Raw genomic sequence first — 14531 nt, forward strand, 5'->3', positions numbered from 1 at the left:
ACCTGCGCCAGACCCGGCTGCCCGACGCGATCGAGCGGGCCGTCGCCGCCGCGCGCCACCACGGCCAGCTGGCCCGGTGGCGCCACGACGGGGTCGAGGCCGTGGCGTGGGTGGTCGGCCAGGAACAGCGCTGTCCGGGGCGTCGGTGCCGGGGCAACGCCACCGACGGCGTCGTGCCTCCGGGGGAGCCGTTCGCGTTCGGCGACCTCGTGCCGCCCGCCCACCCGGGCTGCACCTGCACCCTGCGACCCGCGGGAGCCGACGAGGGGCACGCCTGACCGTGGGCGTGCTCCCCGTGGTGGCGGTCACCGCCCCGCCGGACACGGCATACCCTCGGTGCTTCCCGACTGACCCAGCGACGACCGGACGACACCACCGTGCCCACCTGGATGCGCCAGCGCCTCCCCCTCGTCCTCCTCGGCGTCGTACTGCTCGTGCTGGTCTTCAGCCAGCGAGTCGCCGTCTTCACGACGGACTGGTGGTGGTTCACGGCGGTCGGTGCCCGCGAGGTGTTCACCGGGGTCCTCATGACCCGGATCCTGCTGGCCGTCGTCGGCAGCCTGCTCGCCGGGGGCGTCATCGTCGCCACCCTGCAGGTCGCGCGTCGACTGCGCCCGACGATCGTGCCCAGCACCCCCCAGCAGGCGGCGATCGAGCAGTACCGCAACCAGGCCGAGCCGTACTTCAAGTGGTTGATCGCCGGGGTCGCCGCACTCTTCGGGATCTCGTCCGGGGTCGCGCTGTCGGGGGGCTGGGACACCTTCCTGCTGTGGCGCAACGGCGGGACGTTCGACACGGTCGATCCCCAGTTCGGACGCGACGTCGGGTTCTTCGTCTTCGACCTCCCGTGGTGGCAGCTCCTGCAGTCGTGGGCGTTCACCACGATGATCCTGGTGCTGCTGCTCAGCGCGGGCGCCCACCTGCTGCTGGGCGGCATCCGCCCCGACGCCGAGCACGACAAGGTCCTGCCGGGCGTCAAGACCCACCTGTCGATCCTGCTCATGGTGATCCTGGCGATCCGTGGCTGGGGCTACTGGCTCGACCGCTACGAGCTGGACTTCTCCCAGCGCGGGACCGTCACCGGCGCGTCCTACACCGATGTCAACGCCGAACTCCCGGCCCTGTACCTGCTGCTGGCGGCCACGGTCGTGGCCATCGCGCTGGTCGCCTGGGGGCTGCGCAGCAACTCGTTCACGCTGCCGGCGGTCGCGATCGCCCTGCTGGTGGTCAGCTCGATCCTGTTGCAGGGCGCCTACCCGGCTGCCATCCAGCGCCTCCGGGTCGATCCCCAGGAGCTCAACCGGGAACGTGAGTACATCGAGGCGAACCTCGAGATGACCCGGCAGGCCTACGAGCTGAACGACCCGTCGCTGGTCGGGGACCTGCCGACCTTCGACATCAGCAACAACCTCGACCGGGCCCAGATCGACGCCAACGACACGACCTTCGAGAACATCCGGCTGTGGGATCCCGACCTGCTCCAGGACAACTACCAGGAGTTGCAGGCCCTGCGACCGTTCTACGAGTTCCACGACGTCGACATCGACCGCTACGAGATCGACGGGCAGCCACGCCAGGTGATGCTGTCCGCCCGTGAGCTGGACCCCGACGCCAACATCGTCGCCGGGCAGTGGCAGAACGAGCGGCTCACCTACACCCACGGCTACGGCGTCGTCGCCAGCCAGGTCAACACGGCGTCCAACGCCGGCCAGCCGGTGTTCCTCGCCTCCGACATCCCGCCCCAGACCAACGAGGACATCGCCCCCGACGGCGACCTCGTGCCGGCCGAACCGGGCATGTACTACGCCAACGACGGCTTCCTCGACTACGCGATCGTGGACACCGAGCAGCCCGAACTGGACTACGAGGACCCCGGCACGGCCGAACAGGTCACGACCAGCTACGCCGGCGAGGGCGGGGTCGCGCTGGGCGGCTACGCCCGACGGCTGGCCTGGGCGCTGCGCTTCTCCGACCCGAACTTCGTGCTGTCCAACCTGCTGCGCGACGACTCGAAGGTGTTGCTGCACCGCGAGGTCCCCGAGCGCGTCCGCGAGGTGGCGCCCTACCTGACGCTGGACTCCGATCCCTACGCGGTCGTGCTGGAGGATCGCGTCGTGTGGATCCAGGACGCCTACACCACCACGACCCGCTACCCCTACAGCGAGTACGCGACCTTCAGCCACGCCGGGGGCGACAGCGAGGTCAACTACGTGCGCAACTCGGTCAAGGCCGTCGTGGACGCCTACGACGGGACCGTCACGATGTACGTGTCGGAGCCCGACGACCCGATCATCCAGACCTGGCGCCGTGCCTTCCCGAGCCTCTACGCCGACCTCGACGAGGCCCCGGAGGAGTTGGCCAGCCACTTCCGCTACCCGGAGGACCTGTTCACACTCCAGGCCGGCCTGTACGACACCTACCACATCCCGGACCCGGCCGGCTTCTACAACAAGGCCGACTCGTGGGAGGTGCCCCAGGACGCCGCCCAGAAGGAGAACCTCGACAACGACGAGGCCGACATCCCGCTGGAGCCCTACTACCTGATCACCCGGCTGCCCGGTGAACCCGAGGCCGAGTTCGTCATGATCCAGCCCTACGTCCCCGCCGGGCGCCAGAACATGGTCGCGTGGCTCGCGGCCCGGTCGGATCCGGAGCACTACGGCGAGTTGTTCGCGGTGCAGTTCCCGACCAACGACAACGTGCTCGGCCCGGTCCAGGCCCACGGCCGGATCGAGCAGGAGTCCGAGATCGCCGAGCGCATCACCCTGGTCGACCAGGCCGGGTCCACCCTCATCCGGGGCAACCTGCTGGTCCTGCCCGTCGAGGAGTCGGTGATCTTCGTCGAGCCCCTGTTCCTGCAGAACGAGCAGTCCCGGATCCCCGAACTGTGGCAGGTCGTGCTGGTCATGGGTGACCAGGTGGTGATGCGTCCGACCCTCGAGGACGCCCTGACCGCGCTGGTCACCGGCGGCGACCCGGTCGGCTCGGACCTCGCCGAGGACCCCCAGACCGGGGTTCCCGAGATCGACGACCAGGCCACCGAGGAGCCCTCGGAGCCACGCGAGCCCACCGAGGAGCCGACGGCCACCGACCAGCCCACCGCCGAGCCGACCCCGTCGCCCACGCCCACCCCGGAGCCGACCCCGATCGATCCCGACATCGATCCGGACGCCGACGCCGCCCAACTGGTCACCGAGGCGCTCGAGCTGTTCGAGCAGGCGGACCAGGCGCTGGCCGAGGGGGACCTGGGTGCCTACCAGGACCTGACGAACCAGGCCCGCGCCCGGCTCGAGCGCGCGGCCGAGCTGGGTGGCCTCGAGGGCCTCGCGCCCCCGACGGCCAGTCCGACACCGACGGCACCTGCCACGGCACCTGCCACGGGGCCCGCCACGCCGACGCCCTCACCCACGGGCGGGTGAGTCCCACCCGTGGCGCCGAGCTGACCGGGGTCGACGCCCCGGTGGTGCCCACGGACGACGAGTTCACGCTGGCGGAGGTCCTGCCGGCGATCGCCCGGACCCTGGGTGTCCCGGTCGGCCGCGAGGTCGACGTCCACCCCGCGTTGCCCGCCGACCTCCGCGCCGTCGTGGTGCTGCTGGCCGACGGGCTGGGGTGGCACCAGCTGGTGGACACCGACGTCGCGCCGATGCTGTCGGCGGCGGCACGGGCATCCGCCCCGATCCGAGGGGTGCTGCCGACGACGACGGCGACCAACCTCGTCTCCCTGGGCACGGGACTGCCGGCGGGGCGACACGGCGTGCTGGGCTACACGATGGTGCTCGACGACGCCGTCTTCAACCCGCTGGTGTGGCGCTTCGGGCTGCGTGGCGGAGGCGCCGACGCGCGGGTCGACGTGGTGCCCGAGTCACTCGTGCCGGAGCCGACGATGTTCGAACGACTCGCCGCGGCCGAGGTCGCGACGTCCGTCGTGGTCCACCCGGACTTCCTCGACTCCGGGCTGACCCGGGCGGGGATGCGTGGCGGCCGTCGGCTGGCAGCCGTCGGTGCCGAGGCGACCCTGGCCACCGCCCTGGCGGCCACGGCCGGTCCGGGCCCGGCGGTGGTCTACGCCCACCACCCCGACATCGACAGGGCCGGCCACGTCCACGGGCCACACACGCCGGACTGGCGCGACGCGGTCCGTCGCCTCGACGGCCTGCTCGACGGGATCCGTGGTGACCTGCCGCCCGACGTCGCGGTGGTCGTGACCGCCGACCACGGGATGGTCGCGGTGCCCGACGACGACGTGCTCGAGTTGCACGACGACCACCCGCTGCTCGACGGCGTGGCCCTGGTCGCCGGTGAGCCCCGACTGCGGACCCTGGTGCTGGACGACCCCGACACGCTCGAGCGGGTCGTCGCACGCTTCGCGGACGCGCTCGGCGACCGTGCGGTCGTGGTGGCGACGCGCGACGCCGTCGGGCAGGGGTGGTTCGGTCCGGAGTTCCCGGAGCGGCACACCACGCGACTGGGCGACGTGCTGGTCGCCAGTCGGGTCGGGTCGGTCGCCCACCGGCGGGTCGATCCCCACGGTGGACGGCTGGCGGGTCTCCACGGCAGCCTCACCGCGGCCGAGCGGGACGTCCCGTTCTTCGTCCTGACCCGCGACTGACGTCGGACGGGGCGGCCGACGTGGTCAGTCCAGCAGCCAGTCCCGGGCCTCGTCGGCGGCGGCGAGGTCGAACACCCGGACCTCGCCGGGCATCAGGAAGCCCATGGCCCGGGTCGCGACCCGCCACGACGCGTGGTCGGTGACCAGCGCGATCTTCGCGAAGTCGGCCCAGTGGTGCATGCCCAGCCGCAGGTCGTCCAGCGCGGCCTCGCCGTCGTAGCCGTCGAAGTCCGCACCCAGCACGTACATGAGCCGGGCCCGCTCGTCGTCGCCGGTCGCGCGGTTCACGGCCGGCATGAGCGTGTGCTCGTAGTCCTGTGCCGTGACCGTGCCCGACGCGGTGGCGACCACCACGTGCTCGGGCGTGCCGTCTTGAAGTTCGATCATCGAAGGCCTCCGGGGTCGGTGGGTGGCGACCCTAGTCCGGGACGTCCGGGTGGCGGTGGCGCTGGCAGTAGGATCACTGCGGCGTCCCGGCCGCCCATGTGCCGGTGCCGACCCCGGACCCGCCGAGCATGCGATGCCTGCCACCCCGCCGCCCCGTGGCGGTGCGACCGACGCCGTCGAGCGCCGGCGTCGTCGACGACAGGCCTCGTCCGGTGGACTGCTGCTGGCCGCACTGGGGGTGGTGTTCGGCGACATCGCGACCTCGCCGCTGTACGCGCTGCGCGAGACGCTCGGGGGCGCGGAGGGCGTGGGAGTGGACCGGGTGAACGTGCTCGGGGTCCTGTCGCTGGTCCTGTGGTCGCTGATCATCGTGGTCACGGTGAAGTACGTGCTGCTGGTCCTGCGGGCCGACAACCACGGCGAGGGTGGGATCCTGGCACTGACCACGCTCATGCGTCGCTCCACCGACACGCGGCTGACCCCGCTGCTCGTGGCACTGGGCCTGTTCGGGACCGCACTGCTGTACGGCGACGGTGCCATCACGCCCGCGATCTCGGTGCTGTCCGCCGTCGAGGGACTGCAGGTCGTTCGCCCCGAACTGGGCTCGTGGGTGCTGCCGATCTCGGTCGCCATCCTGGTCGCCCTGTTCGCCGTACAGCGCTTCGGGACCGGGGCCATCGGCGCGGCGTTCGGGCCCGTGATGGTGGTGTGGTTCGCCGTGCTCGCCATCCTGGGCGTGGTCCAGGTCGTCCAGCAGCCCGAGGTCCTGGTCGCGATCGACCCGCGTCACGGGATCCGCTACTTCGCCGCGAACGGCTTCGCGGGCTTCGCGAGCCTGGGGGCGGTCTTCCTCGTCGTCACCGGGGGCGAGGCGCTGTACGCCGACATGGGCCACGTCGGTGTGCCCGCGATCCGGCGTGGCTGGTTCACCATCGTGATGCCGGCCCTGGTGCTGGCCTACCTGGGCCAGGGCGCGCTGTTGCTGCGCGACCCCGGGGCGATCGACAGCCCGTTCTTCCGGATGGGCCCGACCTGGGCGACCGGAGGCCTGGTGGTGCTGGCCACCGCTGCCACGATCATCGCGAGCCAGGCGCTGATCTCGGGGGCGTTCTCGTTGACCATGCAGGCGGTGCAGGTCGACCACCTGCCTCGCGTGGCCATCCGGAACACGTCGCGCAGGCATGCCGGCCAGGTGTACGTGCCGGCGGTGAACTGGCTGCTGATGGTTGCCTGTGTCGGGCTGGTCGTCGGCTTCGGGTCGTCGTCGGCCCTGGCCGCCGCGTACGGCGTCGCGGTCACGGCCACGATGGCCATCACGACCATCCTGTTCGCGGTGGTCGCCGTGCAGCGGCTGGGCTGGTCGCGACGTCGCGCGGTGCTCGTGGCGGCCCTGTTCCTGGTCGTCGACCTGGCGTTCTTCGGCGCCAACCTCCTCAAGATCCCGGACGGCGGCTGGTTCCCCCTGGTCGTCGCCGGCCTGGTGTTCCTGGTCATGCGGACCTGGCACGACGGGCGGGCGTTGGTGGCCCGCCGGCTGCGTCGTGACCGGGTCGCGGCCCGGACCGTCGTCGCGCAGGCGACGGCCTCGAGGGTGACCCGCGTCCCCGGCACGGCGTTCTACCTCCATCCCCGCCCCGAGCAGGCGCCGCCGGCGCTGCTGGCCACGCTGCGGTCCCACCACGTCCTGCACCAGCAGGTCGTCCTGGTGGCGATCACGGTGGACCCGGTGCCGCTGGTCCCACGCGCACGCCAGGTCCGGATCACCGAGCTGGGCGACGGACTGCTGCAGCTCGACGTCCACGTCGGCTTCGCCCACCGGCCCAACCTGCCGTCGATCCTGCGGGAGGTGGAGGACCCGGTCTTCGACCTCGACGACTCGGTGTTCGTGCTCGGCCGGGAGCACCTCACCTCCACGGCACGACCGTTCACCTTCTCCCGGCTGCGTGAGCGCCTGTTCATCCGCCTGCACCGCAACGCCACCGACGCCGCCGACTGGTACGGCCTGCCGGCCGACCGGGTGATCGAGGTCGGCTCAGTGGTCGAACTCTGACGCGGGCGTGCCAGCGGGCTGACGGGCCACCACGTGTGCCGTCGGGCGTGAGACGACACGACGTCGTGGTTGACACCGCGCCGGACCGCAACTAGTCCGGAGGAGGGGGGAAGTTCCGCCACCCCGGGGACCCAGAGGAACGACCATGGCCATCACCAGTGCACCCATTCCGACCCTGCCCGCCTCGGACCTCGAGCGGGCGACGGCGTTCTACACCGACGTGATGGGCTTCTCGCCCAGCGAGGAGCAGCCGGCACCGGAGGGCGTGATGTTCGACTCCGGCGAGGGCCAGCTGCTCGTCTATGCCACTCCCCATGCCGGGACGGCTCGCAACACCCAGGCTGCGTGGATGGTCGACGACCTCCAGGCCGAGGTCGCGCGCCTGCAGGCGGCCGGGGTCGAGTTCCAGACCTTCGACATCCCGGACGAGCAGGGGGAGTGGGACGGGGTCATCGCCCGGGGGCAGGGTCAGGCGTCGGCCTGGTTCACCGACTCCGAGGGCAACACCCTCGCGCTCGAACAGGTCGGCTGAGCGGCGTCCGGGTCACCGGGTGGCCGACCTCGGCCGCGTGCCGCGAGGGGTCACGTCCGGGGGAGCCGGTCCGTGACGACGACGCCGCGACGGGCGAGGTGGACCACGCGCCCGGGACGTTCCGCCAGCGGTCCCTCGGTCGTCACGGCGGCGACCGCCTCGGCCTTCGCGTCGCCGTGGCCGACCAGGGCGATCGCGTCCGCGCCGGCCAGCATCCCGACCGTCGCCGACATCCGCAGGGGCGGTGGCTTGGGGGCGTCGTCCACCACGACGAACGAGCCGGTGCTCGACAGGCCCGGATGCCCGGGGAACAGCGACGCGACGTGGCCGTCGGGACCCAGGCCCAGCAACGCGACGTCGATCCGCTCGACCCGGCGGCGCAGGACCTCCAGGGCCTCGTCGACATCGTCTGGGGTGGGGTCGGACGGCAGGTCCGGCAGGGGCACCAGGTCGTCGCTCGACAGGCGGCCGTCGGCGACCAGCGGGTCGACGAGCGGCTCCACGACCCGCCAGTTCCGCCGGTCGTCGTCGGCCGGCACCGCCCGCTCGTCGGCCACGGTGATCGTCACCCCGGACCAGTCGAGGTCGACCTCGCGGAGGCGGTCGTGGACCGTGGCGACCGAGCTGCCCCCGACCAGGCCGAGCACCGCACGACCCTGGCGCGCGACCACGTCGGCCAGTGCCTCGGCGACCCACTCGGCGGTGAACCCGGCCCGGACGTCGTCGTCGGCGTCGACGAACACGCTTGCCGAGGTGGCGATGGGGGCCCCCACCGCGACCCGCGACAGCCCGTCGCCGAGGTCCCCGCTCATTCGGGGGCTCCGCCGTCGATCTCCGGGTCTGCCGGCTGCTCGTCGTGGCCGCCGAACTGCGAGCGCATGGCCGACAGGACCTGGCCGGCGAACTGGCCGTTGCCACGGGAGGAGAATCGCTGGAACAGGGCGGACGAGATGACCTCGGCCGGGGCGCCGACGTCGATCGCGGCCTGGACCGTCCAGCGGCCCTCGCCGGAGTCCGACACGCGCCCGGCGAAGGTGTCGAGCTCGTGGTCCTCCTGCAGCGCGGCCGCGGTCAGGTCGAGCAGCCACGACCCGATGACCGCGCCACGCCGCCAGACCTCGGCGATCCGGTCGATCTCGAGGTCGAACACGTACCGGTCCGGGTGGCGCAGCGGCGCGGTCTCGGCGTCGGCGTCACGGTCCCGCAGGCCGGCGTCGGCCGCCTTCAGGAGGGCGAACCCCTCGGCGTAGGCCGCCATCATCCCGTACTCGATCCCGTTGTGGACCATCTTGACGAAGTGTCCGGCGCCGGCCTGGCCACAGTGCAGCCAGCCGCGTTCCTCGGGAGCGGGATCGCCGTCGCGGCCCGGGGTCCGCGGGGCGGCGTCCAGCCCGGGTGCCAGGGCGTCGAAGATCGGCGCCATGGCCTCCACGGCATCGGGATCGCCCCCGATCATCAGGCTGTACCCACGTTCCAGGCCCCACACGCCACCCGACGTGCCACAGTCGAGCAACACGATGCCGGACTCGGCGAGCCGCTCGGCCTCGTGCATGGCGTCGGCGTAGAAGCTGTTGCCACCGTCCACCAGGACGTCGCCCGGCTCGAGCACCTCCGCGACCTCCGCGAGGACCTGCGGGGTGATGGCGGCGGGCACCATCACCCACACGTGCCGGGGCGCCTCCATGGCGTCCGCCAGGTCCCGGAGGCTCGGAGCGCCGGTCGCACCCTCGGCCTCCAGTGCCGCGATCGCCTCCGGGTCGACGTCGTGCACGACCGCGGTGTGGCCGGCCTGCTGCACGCGGCGCACCATGTTGGCGCCCATGCGCCCGAGTCCGATCATGCCGAGTTGCACGTGGATGCCTTCGTGTTGGTGTCGAGGGTCGGGCGTGGTGGACGGCGGTGACGGCCCGACGCGCCGGCCGGACCGTCGGTGGGTGATCCCGGGTTCAGTCGGTGAGCGGAGGCAGCCAGCCGCCGGGCGGGGCGACCCGCTTGGCCTCGGCGGGACCGGCCTCGCCCGGTTCGTAGGGGTGGACCGGGCCGGGGTCGTCCAGCAGTGGCTGCACGGCCTCCCACGCGGCCAGCACCGAGTCCGACCGGGCGAACAGGGTGCGGTCCCCGGACAGTGCGTCGCCCAGCAGGCGTGCGTAGGCCTCGGTGTGGCGGGCGAGCCGGTCGTCCCACTCGTAGGTCATCAGCACCGGCTCGGTCTCGATCCGCTCGCCGGGCTTCTTGAGCTGGATGCCCAGGTCGATCCGCTCGCCCGGCTTGATCCGGAACCGCAGGGTGTTGGGCGGGGGCTCGGTCATGTCCGGTCCCCGGTACAGCGACAGGGGTGGGCGCTTGAACACCACCGCGATCTCGGTGCGGGTCTCGTCCATCGCCTTGCCGGCCCGGATGTGGATCGGCACGTCCGACCAGCGCCACGTCTCCACGTTGGCGACCAGCGACACGAAGGTCTCGGTGGTCGACTCGGGGTCGACCTGGTCGACGTCGTGGTAGCCGACGTACTGGCCCCGCACCATCTCGTCGGGCTGGATCGGTCGCAGCGCCCGCAGCACCTTGGACTTCTCGTCGCGCAGCGCCTCGGGGTCGTCCGACACCGGCGGATCGGCCAGGATCAGGGCCATGACCTGCAGCAGGTGGTTCTGGACCACGTCACGCATCGCCCCGACCGTGTCGTAGAAGCCACCCCGACCCTCGATGCCGAAGTCCTCGGCCATCGTGATCTGGAGGTGGTCGACGTGGTGACGATGCAGGAGGGTGTCCAGGACCGGGTTGGCGAGGCGGAACAGCATCACGTCCAGGACCGTCTCCTTGCCCAGGAAGTGGTCGATCCGGTAGATCAGCTCCTCGGGGAAGGTCCGCTGCAGCAGGTCGTCCAGCTCGCGGGCCGACGTCAGGTCCCGGCCGAACGGCTTCTCGACGACCACGCCGCCGCCACGCTGGTTGGCCCCGATCGTCTCCAGGCCCTCGATGACCTCGTCGAACAGCGACGGCGGGATCGCCAGGTAGGCCAGCGGCTTGGAGCAGTCCTGGAGGAGCTCGTTGAGACGGGCGAAGGTGTCGGGGTGGTTGTAGTCCCCCTGGACGTACTCGAGGCGGTCGATGACGGTGCGCATCGCGTCCTCGTCGAGGTCGTCGACCTCCTCGCGCATGGAGGCCTCGGCCCGCTCGCGCAGGTCGTCGAGGGTCCAGTCGGAGCGCGCCACGCCGATCACCGGGAAGTCCAGGTCCTGGTCGCGCTCGAGGTCGTGCAGTGCCGGGAAGAGCTTCTTGTAGGCCAGGTCACCGGTGATGCCGAACAGCACCAGCGCATCGCTGCGGTCGCGTTCGTCGAGGTGGTCGGCGGCCATCGAGCGCCCTTCGTGGGTCGGGTCGGGGGTGGGGGTCCTCCCGGGGAGACGGTAGCCAAGGAGGCCGGCCGGGCAGGTGGCCGGGTGGGCCGGGCCACCACCGACCGGGGCCACGCGTCGATAGGCTCGGTCGCCATGTCATCGCACGCACCGTCACCCAGTCCTGCTCGTTCGCCTGCGGACTCGATGGCCCCGCCCGCCGTCGTCGCCCGGGGACTGACCAAGCGCTTCGGGGACCTGACCGCCGTGGACGGGATCGACGTCACGGTCGCGGCCGGTGAGACCTTCGCCTTCCTCGGTGCGAACGGGGCCGGCAAGACCTCGGCGATGCGGATGATCGCGACCGTCAGCCCGGTCACCGATGGCGAGCTGTCCGTCCTGGGGCTGGACCCGCACCACGACGGCCAGGTGATCCGCTCGCGGCTGGGGGTGGTCCCCCAGGAGGACAATCTCGACCTCGAGCTGACCGTCCGCGAGAACCTGCTGGTCTACGGCCTCTACCACGGGCTCCCTCGCACCGTGATCGCGCACCGGATCGACGACCTGCTCGCGTTCGCCCAGCTCGAGGACAAGGCCGACGCCGAGGTGGACGCCCTGTCCGGCGGCATGAAGCGGCGGCTGACGATCGCGCGGGCACTGATCAACGAGCCCGACCTGGTGATCCTCGACGAGCCCACCACGGGGCTGGACCCGCAGGCCCGCCACGTGCTGTGGGACCGCCTCCACGAGTTGCGGTCGCGTGGCGTGACCCTGCTGCTCACCACTCATTACATGGACGAGGCCGAGCAGCTCGCCGACCGCCTGGTCGTGATGGACCACGGGCGGATCATCGCGGAGGGGAGCCCGACCGACCTGATCGTCGAGCACGTGACCCGGGAGGTGCTGGAGGTCCGGTTCGGGACCGCCCGCCAGGCCGAGTCGTCGGACCGGCTGGTGGCGCTCGACCTGCCCGAGGTCGAGTCGGTCGAGCAGCTGGCCGAGCGTGCGATCGTCTACACCCGCGACGCCGAGGCGACCCTGGACGCCCTGGGCGACCACGGCCTGGTCCCACGTGGCCACCTGACCCGTCGTGCGACGCTCGAAGACGTGTTCCTGCGGCTCACCGGCCGCCAGCTGGTCGACTGATGTCGGTGGCCTCCGACGTTGGGACGGGACCCGGCGGGCCCGGGCCGACCCGGCGACGCCATCCCGCGGTACGGGTGCTGGCCGCCGAGATCATCGGGTTCCGCCGCAACTGGCGTGGCTGGATCATGTCCAGCCTCGGCAACCCGATCGCCTTCCTGGCAGCGATGGGGGTGGGGCTCGGCTCGCTGGTCGACTCGGGCGGCGGATCCGCGACCCTCGACGTGGAGTACGTGACGTTCGTGGCGTCGGGACTGCTGGCGGCCAGCGCGATGCAGAACGGGTTCGGCGAGGGCGCCTGGCCGGTGATGGCCGGCCTGAAGTGGCGCCGCAACTTCGAGGCGATGATGGCGACGCCGGTGCGTCCGCGCGACCTGCTCGCCGGCCGCCTGCTGTGGGGCGTGGTGAACTTCACCGGGAACCTGGTGGCGTTCGCGGTGGTGGCGATGCTGTTCGGTGCACTCGAGCCCGGGCCGGCGCTGATGGGGATCCTGCCGGCGCTGCTCACGGGCATCGCCTTCGAGGCCGTGGCCACGGGCTACACCGCCTCGCTCGGCAGCGACACGGGGCTGACCAACGCCTACCGCTTCGCCATCATGCCGTTGTTCCTGTTCTCGGGGACGTTCTTCCCCATCGCGCAGCTGCCCGGCGTCCTGCAGGCGGTCGCCGTGGCCACGCCGCTGTACCACGGGGTCGAGCTCACCAGGAAGCTGGTGCTGCCCGGCGCTGCCCCGCCGACCGTGTCGGCGATGCCCGCCTGGGTCCACGTCGGCTACCTCGTCGTCATGCTGGCGGCCGGCTGGTGGTGGGCCGCACGCCGGCTCCGGGGGAGGCTGTACGCGTGAGCGCCCCGACCACGACCCCGCGTTCGGTCGCGTCCCCGCTGCGCACGACCCCGCTCGCCCTGTTGGGCGCCGGTCGTGCGCACACGCTGATGTACCGCAACTTCCTCAGCGCCCGGACCCATCCCATGGTGTTCTTCGGTGGCTTCTTCGAGCCGGTGCTGTACCTGTTCTCGCTGGGTGTCGGGCTGGGTGCGCTGGCTCCCGACATCGCCCTGGGTGACGGGACGACCGTGTCCTACGTCCAGTTCGTGGCGCCGGCGATGCTGGCGTCGTCGGCCATGAACGGCGCGGTGACCGAGGCGACGTTCAACATCTTCTTCAAGCTCAAGTTCGGCAAGCTCTACGACGCCATGCTGGCCACGCCGATGACGCCGATGGACGTTGCCGTGGGCGAGATCGGCTGGTCCCAGGCCCGGGGAGCGGCCTACTCGGCCGGGTTCCTCGTCATCATGCTGGCGATGGGACTGACGTCGGGCTGGACCTGGCCACTGGCCCTGCTGGCCACGGCGCTGATCGGCCTGGCCTTCGGTGCCGTCGGGATGGCCGCGACCACCTTCATGACCTCGTGGAAGGACTTCGACCTGGTGCAACTGGTGATCCTGCCGATGTTCCTGTTCTCCGGGACCCTCTACCCGCTGTCGGTCTACCCGGGCTGGCTCCAGGTCGTCGCCCGGCTGTCGCCGCTGTACCACGGCACCGTGCTGGTCCGGGGACTGGTGCTCGGCCAGGTCACGTGGTCGATGCTCGGCAACGTGGCCGTGCTGGTGGTGATGGCCGCGGTCGGACTGGTCGTCGCCCGTCGCCGGCTGTCGACGCTGCTGCTGACGTGAGCGACCAGGTCCGCTACGTCGCACTCGGGGATTCCTCCACCGAGGGGCTGTGCGATCCCGACGGGCAGGGCGGATGGATCGGCTGGTCCCAGCGGCTCGCCGGCCGGCTGGCCGAGACCCACGGCGAGGTCGAGTGGGCCAACCTCGCGGTCCGGGGCCGCACCTCCCGCGAGGTCCTGGTCGGCCAGCTCGCCCCCGCGGTCGCGCTGCGCCCGACGATCGCGACGGTCTTCGCCGGGATGAACGACCTGCTGCGCTTCATCCGGCCCGTCGACGCGGTCCTGGACGACCTCGCCACCATGCACCGGACCCTGCTGGCCACCGGGTCGACCGTGGTCACCCTGACCGTCCCCGACCTCACCCGCGTGGTGACGCTGGCGCGTCCGCTGCGCGGCCGGGTCCTGGCGCTCAACGAAGGCATCCGTGGCTTCGCCGACGACGGGGTGGTCGTGGTGGACCTCGCGGACTCGGCCCTGGCCTACGACACGCGCCTGTGGGCCGAGGACCGACTGCACGCCAACGCCGAGGGACATCGCCGGATCGCCGAGGCGATGGCCGCCGCGCTCGACCTCCCTGCCAGCGACTGGGACGTCCCGATCGACGGCCCCCACGTCACGTGGGGCCGCGCCGCGAACCGGGAGTGGCGCCGCACCCACCTGGTGCCGTGGCTGGGACGGCGCCTGCGCCGCACCTCGTCGGGCCACGGCCTCGAACCTCGCCATCCGGAGCCCATCGTGGTCACGGGCTCCGACCCGGACCGGTCGTCCTGACCCGTCGGAGGCCGAACGTCCGGCAGC

At 71.9% G+C, this 14531-nt stretch carries 12 protein-coding genes and 1 pseudogene; 9 read left to right on the top strand and 4 right to left on the bottom strand.

All coding sequences use genetic code 11. The annotated features are described in order from the left end of the window. The 3 genes and pseudogenes from KR546_RS16760 to KR546_RS16770 all read left to right on the top strand — a co-directional run. Positions 1 to 278 (top strand): annotated as a pseudogene (locus KR546_RS16760) (hypothetical protein); the annotation flags it as partial. Between the two features lie 99 nt (positions 279 to 377). Next, on the top strand, positions 378 to 3419 hold the full coding sequence (locus tag KR546_RS16765) for a UPF0182 family membrane protein (RefSeq protein ID WP_238445871.1): 3042 nt from the start codon (positions 378 to 380) through the stop codon (positions 3417 to 3419). Further along, on the top strand, positions 3416 to 4612 hold the full coding sequence (locus KR546_RS16770) for an alkaline phosphatase family protein (RefSeq protein ID WP_238445872.1): 1197 nt from the start codon (positions 3416 to 3418) through the stop codon (positions 4610 to 4612). Before KR546_RS16765 ends, KR546_RS16770 begins: the two co-directional genes overlap by 4 nt. 24 nt (positions 4613 to 4636) lie before the next feature. Here the strand turns inward: KR546_RS16770 and KR546_RS16775 are convergent, their stop codons facing one another. Then, positions 4637 to 4999, bottom strand: coding sequence for a SpoIIAA family protein (locus tag KR546_RS16775; RefSeq protein ID WP_238445873.1), 363 nt, complete (start codon positions 4997 to 4999; stop codon positions 4637 to 4639). Positions 5000 to 5132: 133 nt separating this feature from the next. Here KR546_RS16775 and KR546_RS16780 point away from each other — a divergent pair, with 133 nt between their 5' ends. Continuing rightward, positions 5133 to 7049: a potassium transporter Kup gene (locus KR546_RS16780; protein ID WP_238445874.1), complete on the top strand. Its 1917-nt coding sequence runs from the start codon at positions 5133 to 5135 to the stop codon at positions 7047 to 7049. 145 nt (positions 7050 to 7194) lie between these two features. Continuing rightward, positions 7195 to 7581, top strand: coding sequence for a VOC family protein (locus KR546_RS16785; protein ID WP_238445875.1), 387 nt, complete (start codon positions 7195 to 7197; stop codon positions 7579 to 7581). A gap of 50 nt (positions 7582 to 7631) precedes the next feature. Here the strand turns inward: KR546_RS16785 and pgl are convergent, their stop codons facing one another. The 3 genes from pgl to zwf form a co-directional block, all read right to left on the bottom strand. After that, the gene (pgl, locus tag KR546_RS16790) at positions 7632 to 8393 is read right to left on the bottom strand and encodes a 6-phosphogluconolactonase (RefSeq protein ID WP_238445876.1); all 762 of its coding nucleotides are present in this window, start codon (positions 8391 to 8393) and stop codon (positions 7632 to 7634) included. Then, positions 8390 to 9433 (bottom strand): phosphogluconate dehydrogenase (NAD(+)-dependent, decarboxylating), encoded by a 1044-nt coding sequence (gene gnd, locus KR546_RS16795; RefSeq protein ID WP_238445877.1) that lies wholly within the window; start codon positions 9431 to 9433, stop codon positions 8390 to 8392. The genes pgl and gnd overlap by 4 nt, the downstream gene beginning before the upstream one ends. 94 nt (positions 9434 to 9527) lie before the next feature. Beyond that, positions 9528 to 10937 (bottom strand): glucose-6-phosphate dehydrogenase, encoded by a 1410-nt coding sequence (gene zwf / locus KR546_RS16800; protein ID WP_238445878.1) that lies wholly within the window; start codon positions 10935 to 10937, stop codon positions 9528 to 9530. Between the two features lie 186 nt (positions 10938 to 11123). Between zwf and KR546_RS16805 the strand changes: the two genes are divergently transcribed. The 4 genes from KR546_RS16805 to KR546_RS16820 are packed head-to-tail and all read left to right on the top strand — an operon-like array spanning position 11124 to position 14504. Further along, positions 11124 to 12062 (top strand): ABC transporter ATP-binding protein, encoded by a 939-nt coding sequence (locus KR546_RS16805; protein WP_238445879.1) that lies wholly within the window; start codon positions 11124 to 11126, stop codon positions 12060 to 12062. After that, positions 12062 to 12904 (top strand): ABC transporter permease, encoded by an 843-nt coding sequence (locus tag KR546_RS16810; protein WP_238445880.1) that lies wholly within the window; start codon positions 12062 to 12064, stop codon positions 12902 to 12904. Before KR546_RS16805 ends, KR546_RS16810 begins: the two co-directional genes overlap by 1 nt. Beyond that, positions 12901 to 13734, top strand: coding sequence for an ABC transporter permease (locus KR546_RS16815; protein WP_238445881.1), 834 nt, complete (start codon positions 12901 to 12903; stop codon positions 13732 to 13734). Before KR546_RS16810 ends, KR546_RS16815 begins: the two co-directional genes overlap by 4 nt. Beyond that, positions 13731 to 14504, top strand: a complete 774-nt coding sequence (locus tag KR546_RS16820) for an SGNH/GDSL hydrolase family protein (RefSeq protein ID WP_238445882.1) — start codon at positions 13731 to 13733, stop codon at positions 14502 to 14504. Before KR546_RS16815 ends, KR546_RS16820 begins: the two co-directional genes overlap by 4 nt. Positions 14505 to 14531: the final 27 nt, after the last annotated feature.

It is taken from the genome of Salsipaludibacter albus (genome assembly GCF_019798055.1).
GTDB classification, from domain to species: Bacteria; Actinomycetota; Nitriliruptoria; order Nitriliruptorales; family Nitriliruptoraceae; genus Salsipaludibacter; species Salsipaludibacter albus.

Coding starts and splice junctions, on each gene's coding strand:
- KR546_RS16775 (WP_238445873.1), bottom strand. CDS start 4,999: ATGATCGAACTTCAAGACGGCACGCCCGAGCACGTGGTGGTCGCCACC.
- KR546_RS16780 (WP_238445874.1), top strand. CDS start 5,133: ATGCCTGCCACCCCGCCGCCCCGTGGCGGTGCGACCGACGCCGTCGAG.
- KR546_RS16785 (WP_238445875.1), top strand. CDS start 7,195: ATGGCCATCACCAGTGCACCCATTCCGACCCTGCCCGCCTCGGACCTC.
- pgl (WP_238445876.1), bottom strand. CDS start 8,393: ATGAGCGGGGACCTCGGCGACGGGCTGTCGCGGGTCGCGGTGGGGGCC.
- zwf (WP_238445878.1), bottom strand. CDS start 10,937: ATGGCCGCCGACCACCTCGACGAACGCGACCGCAGCGATGCGCTGGTG.
- KR546_RS16805 (WP_238445879.1), top strand. CDS start 11,124: ATGGCCCCGCCCGCCGTCGTCGCCCGGGGACTGACCAAGCGCTTCGGG.
- KR546_RS16810 (WP_238445880.1), top strand. CDS start 12,062: ATGTCGGTGGCCTCCGACGTTGGGACGGGACCCGGCGGGCCCGGGCCG.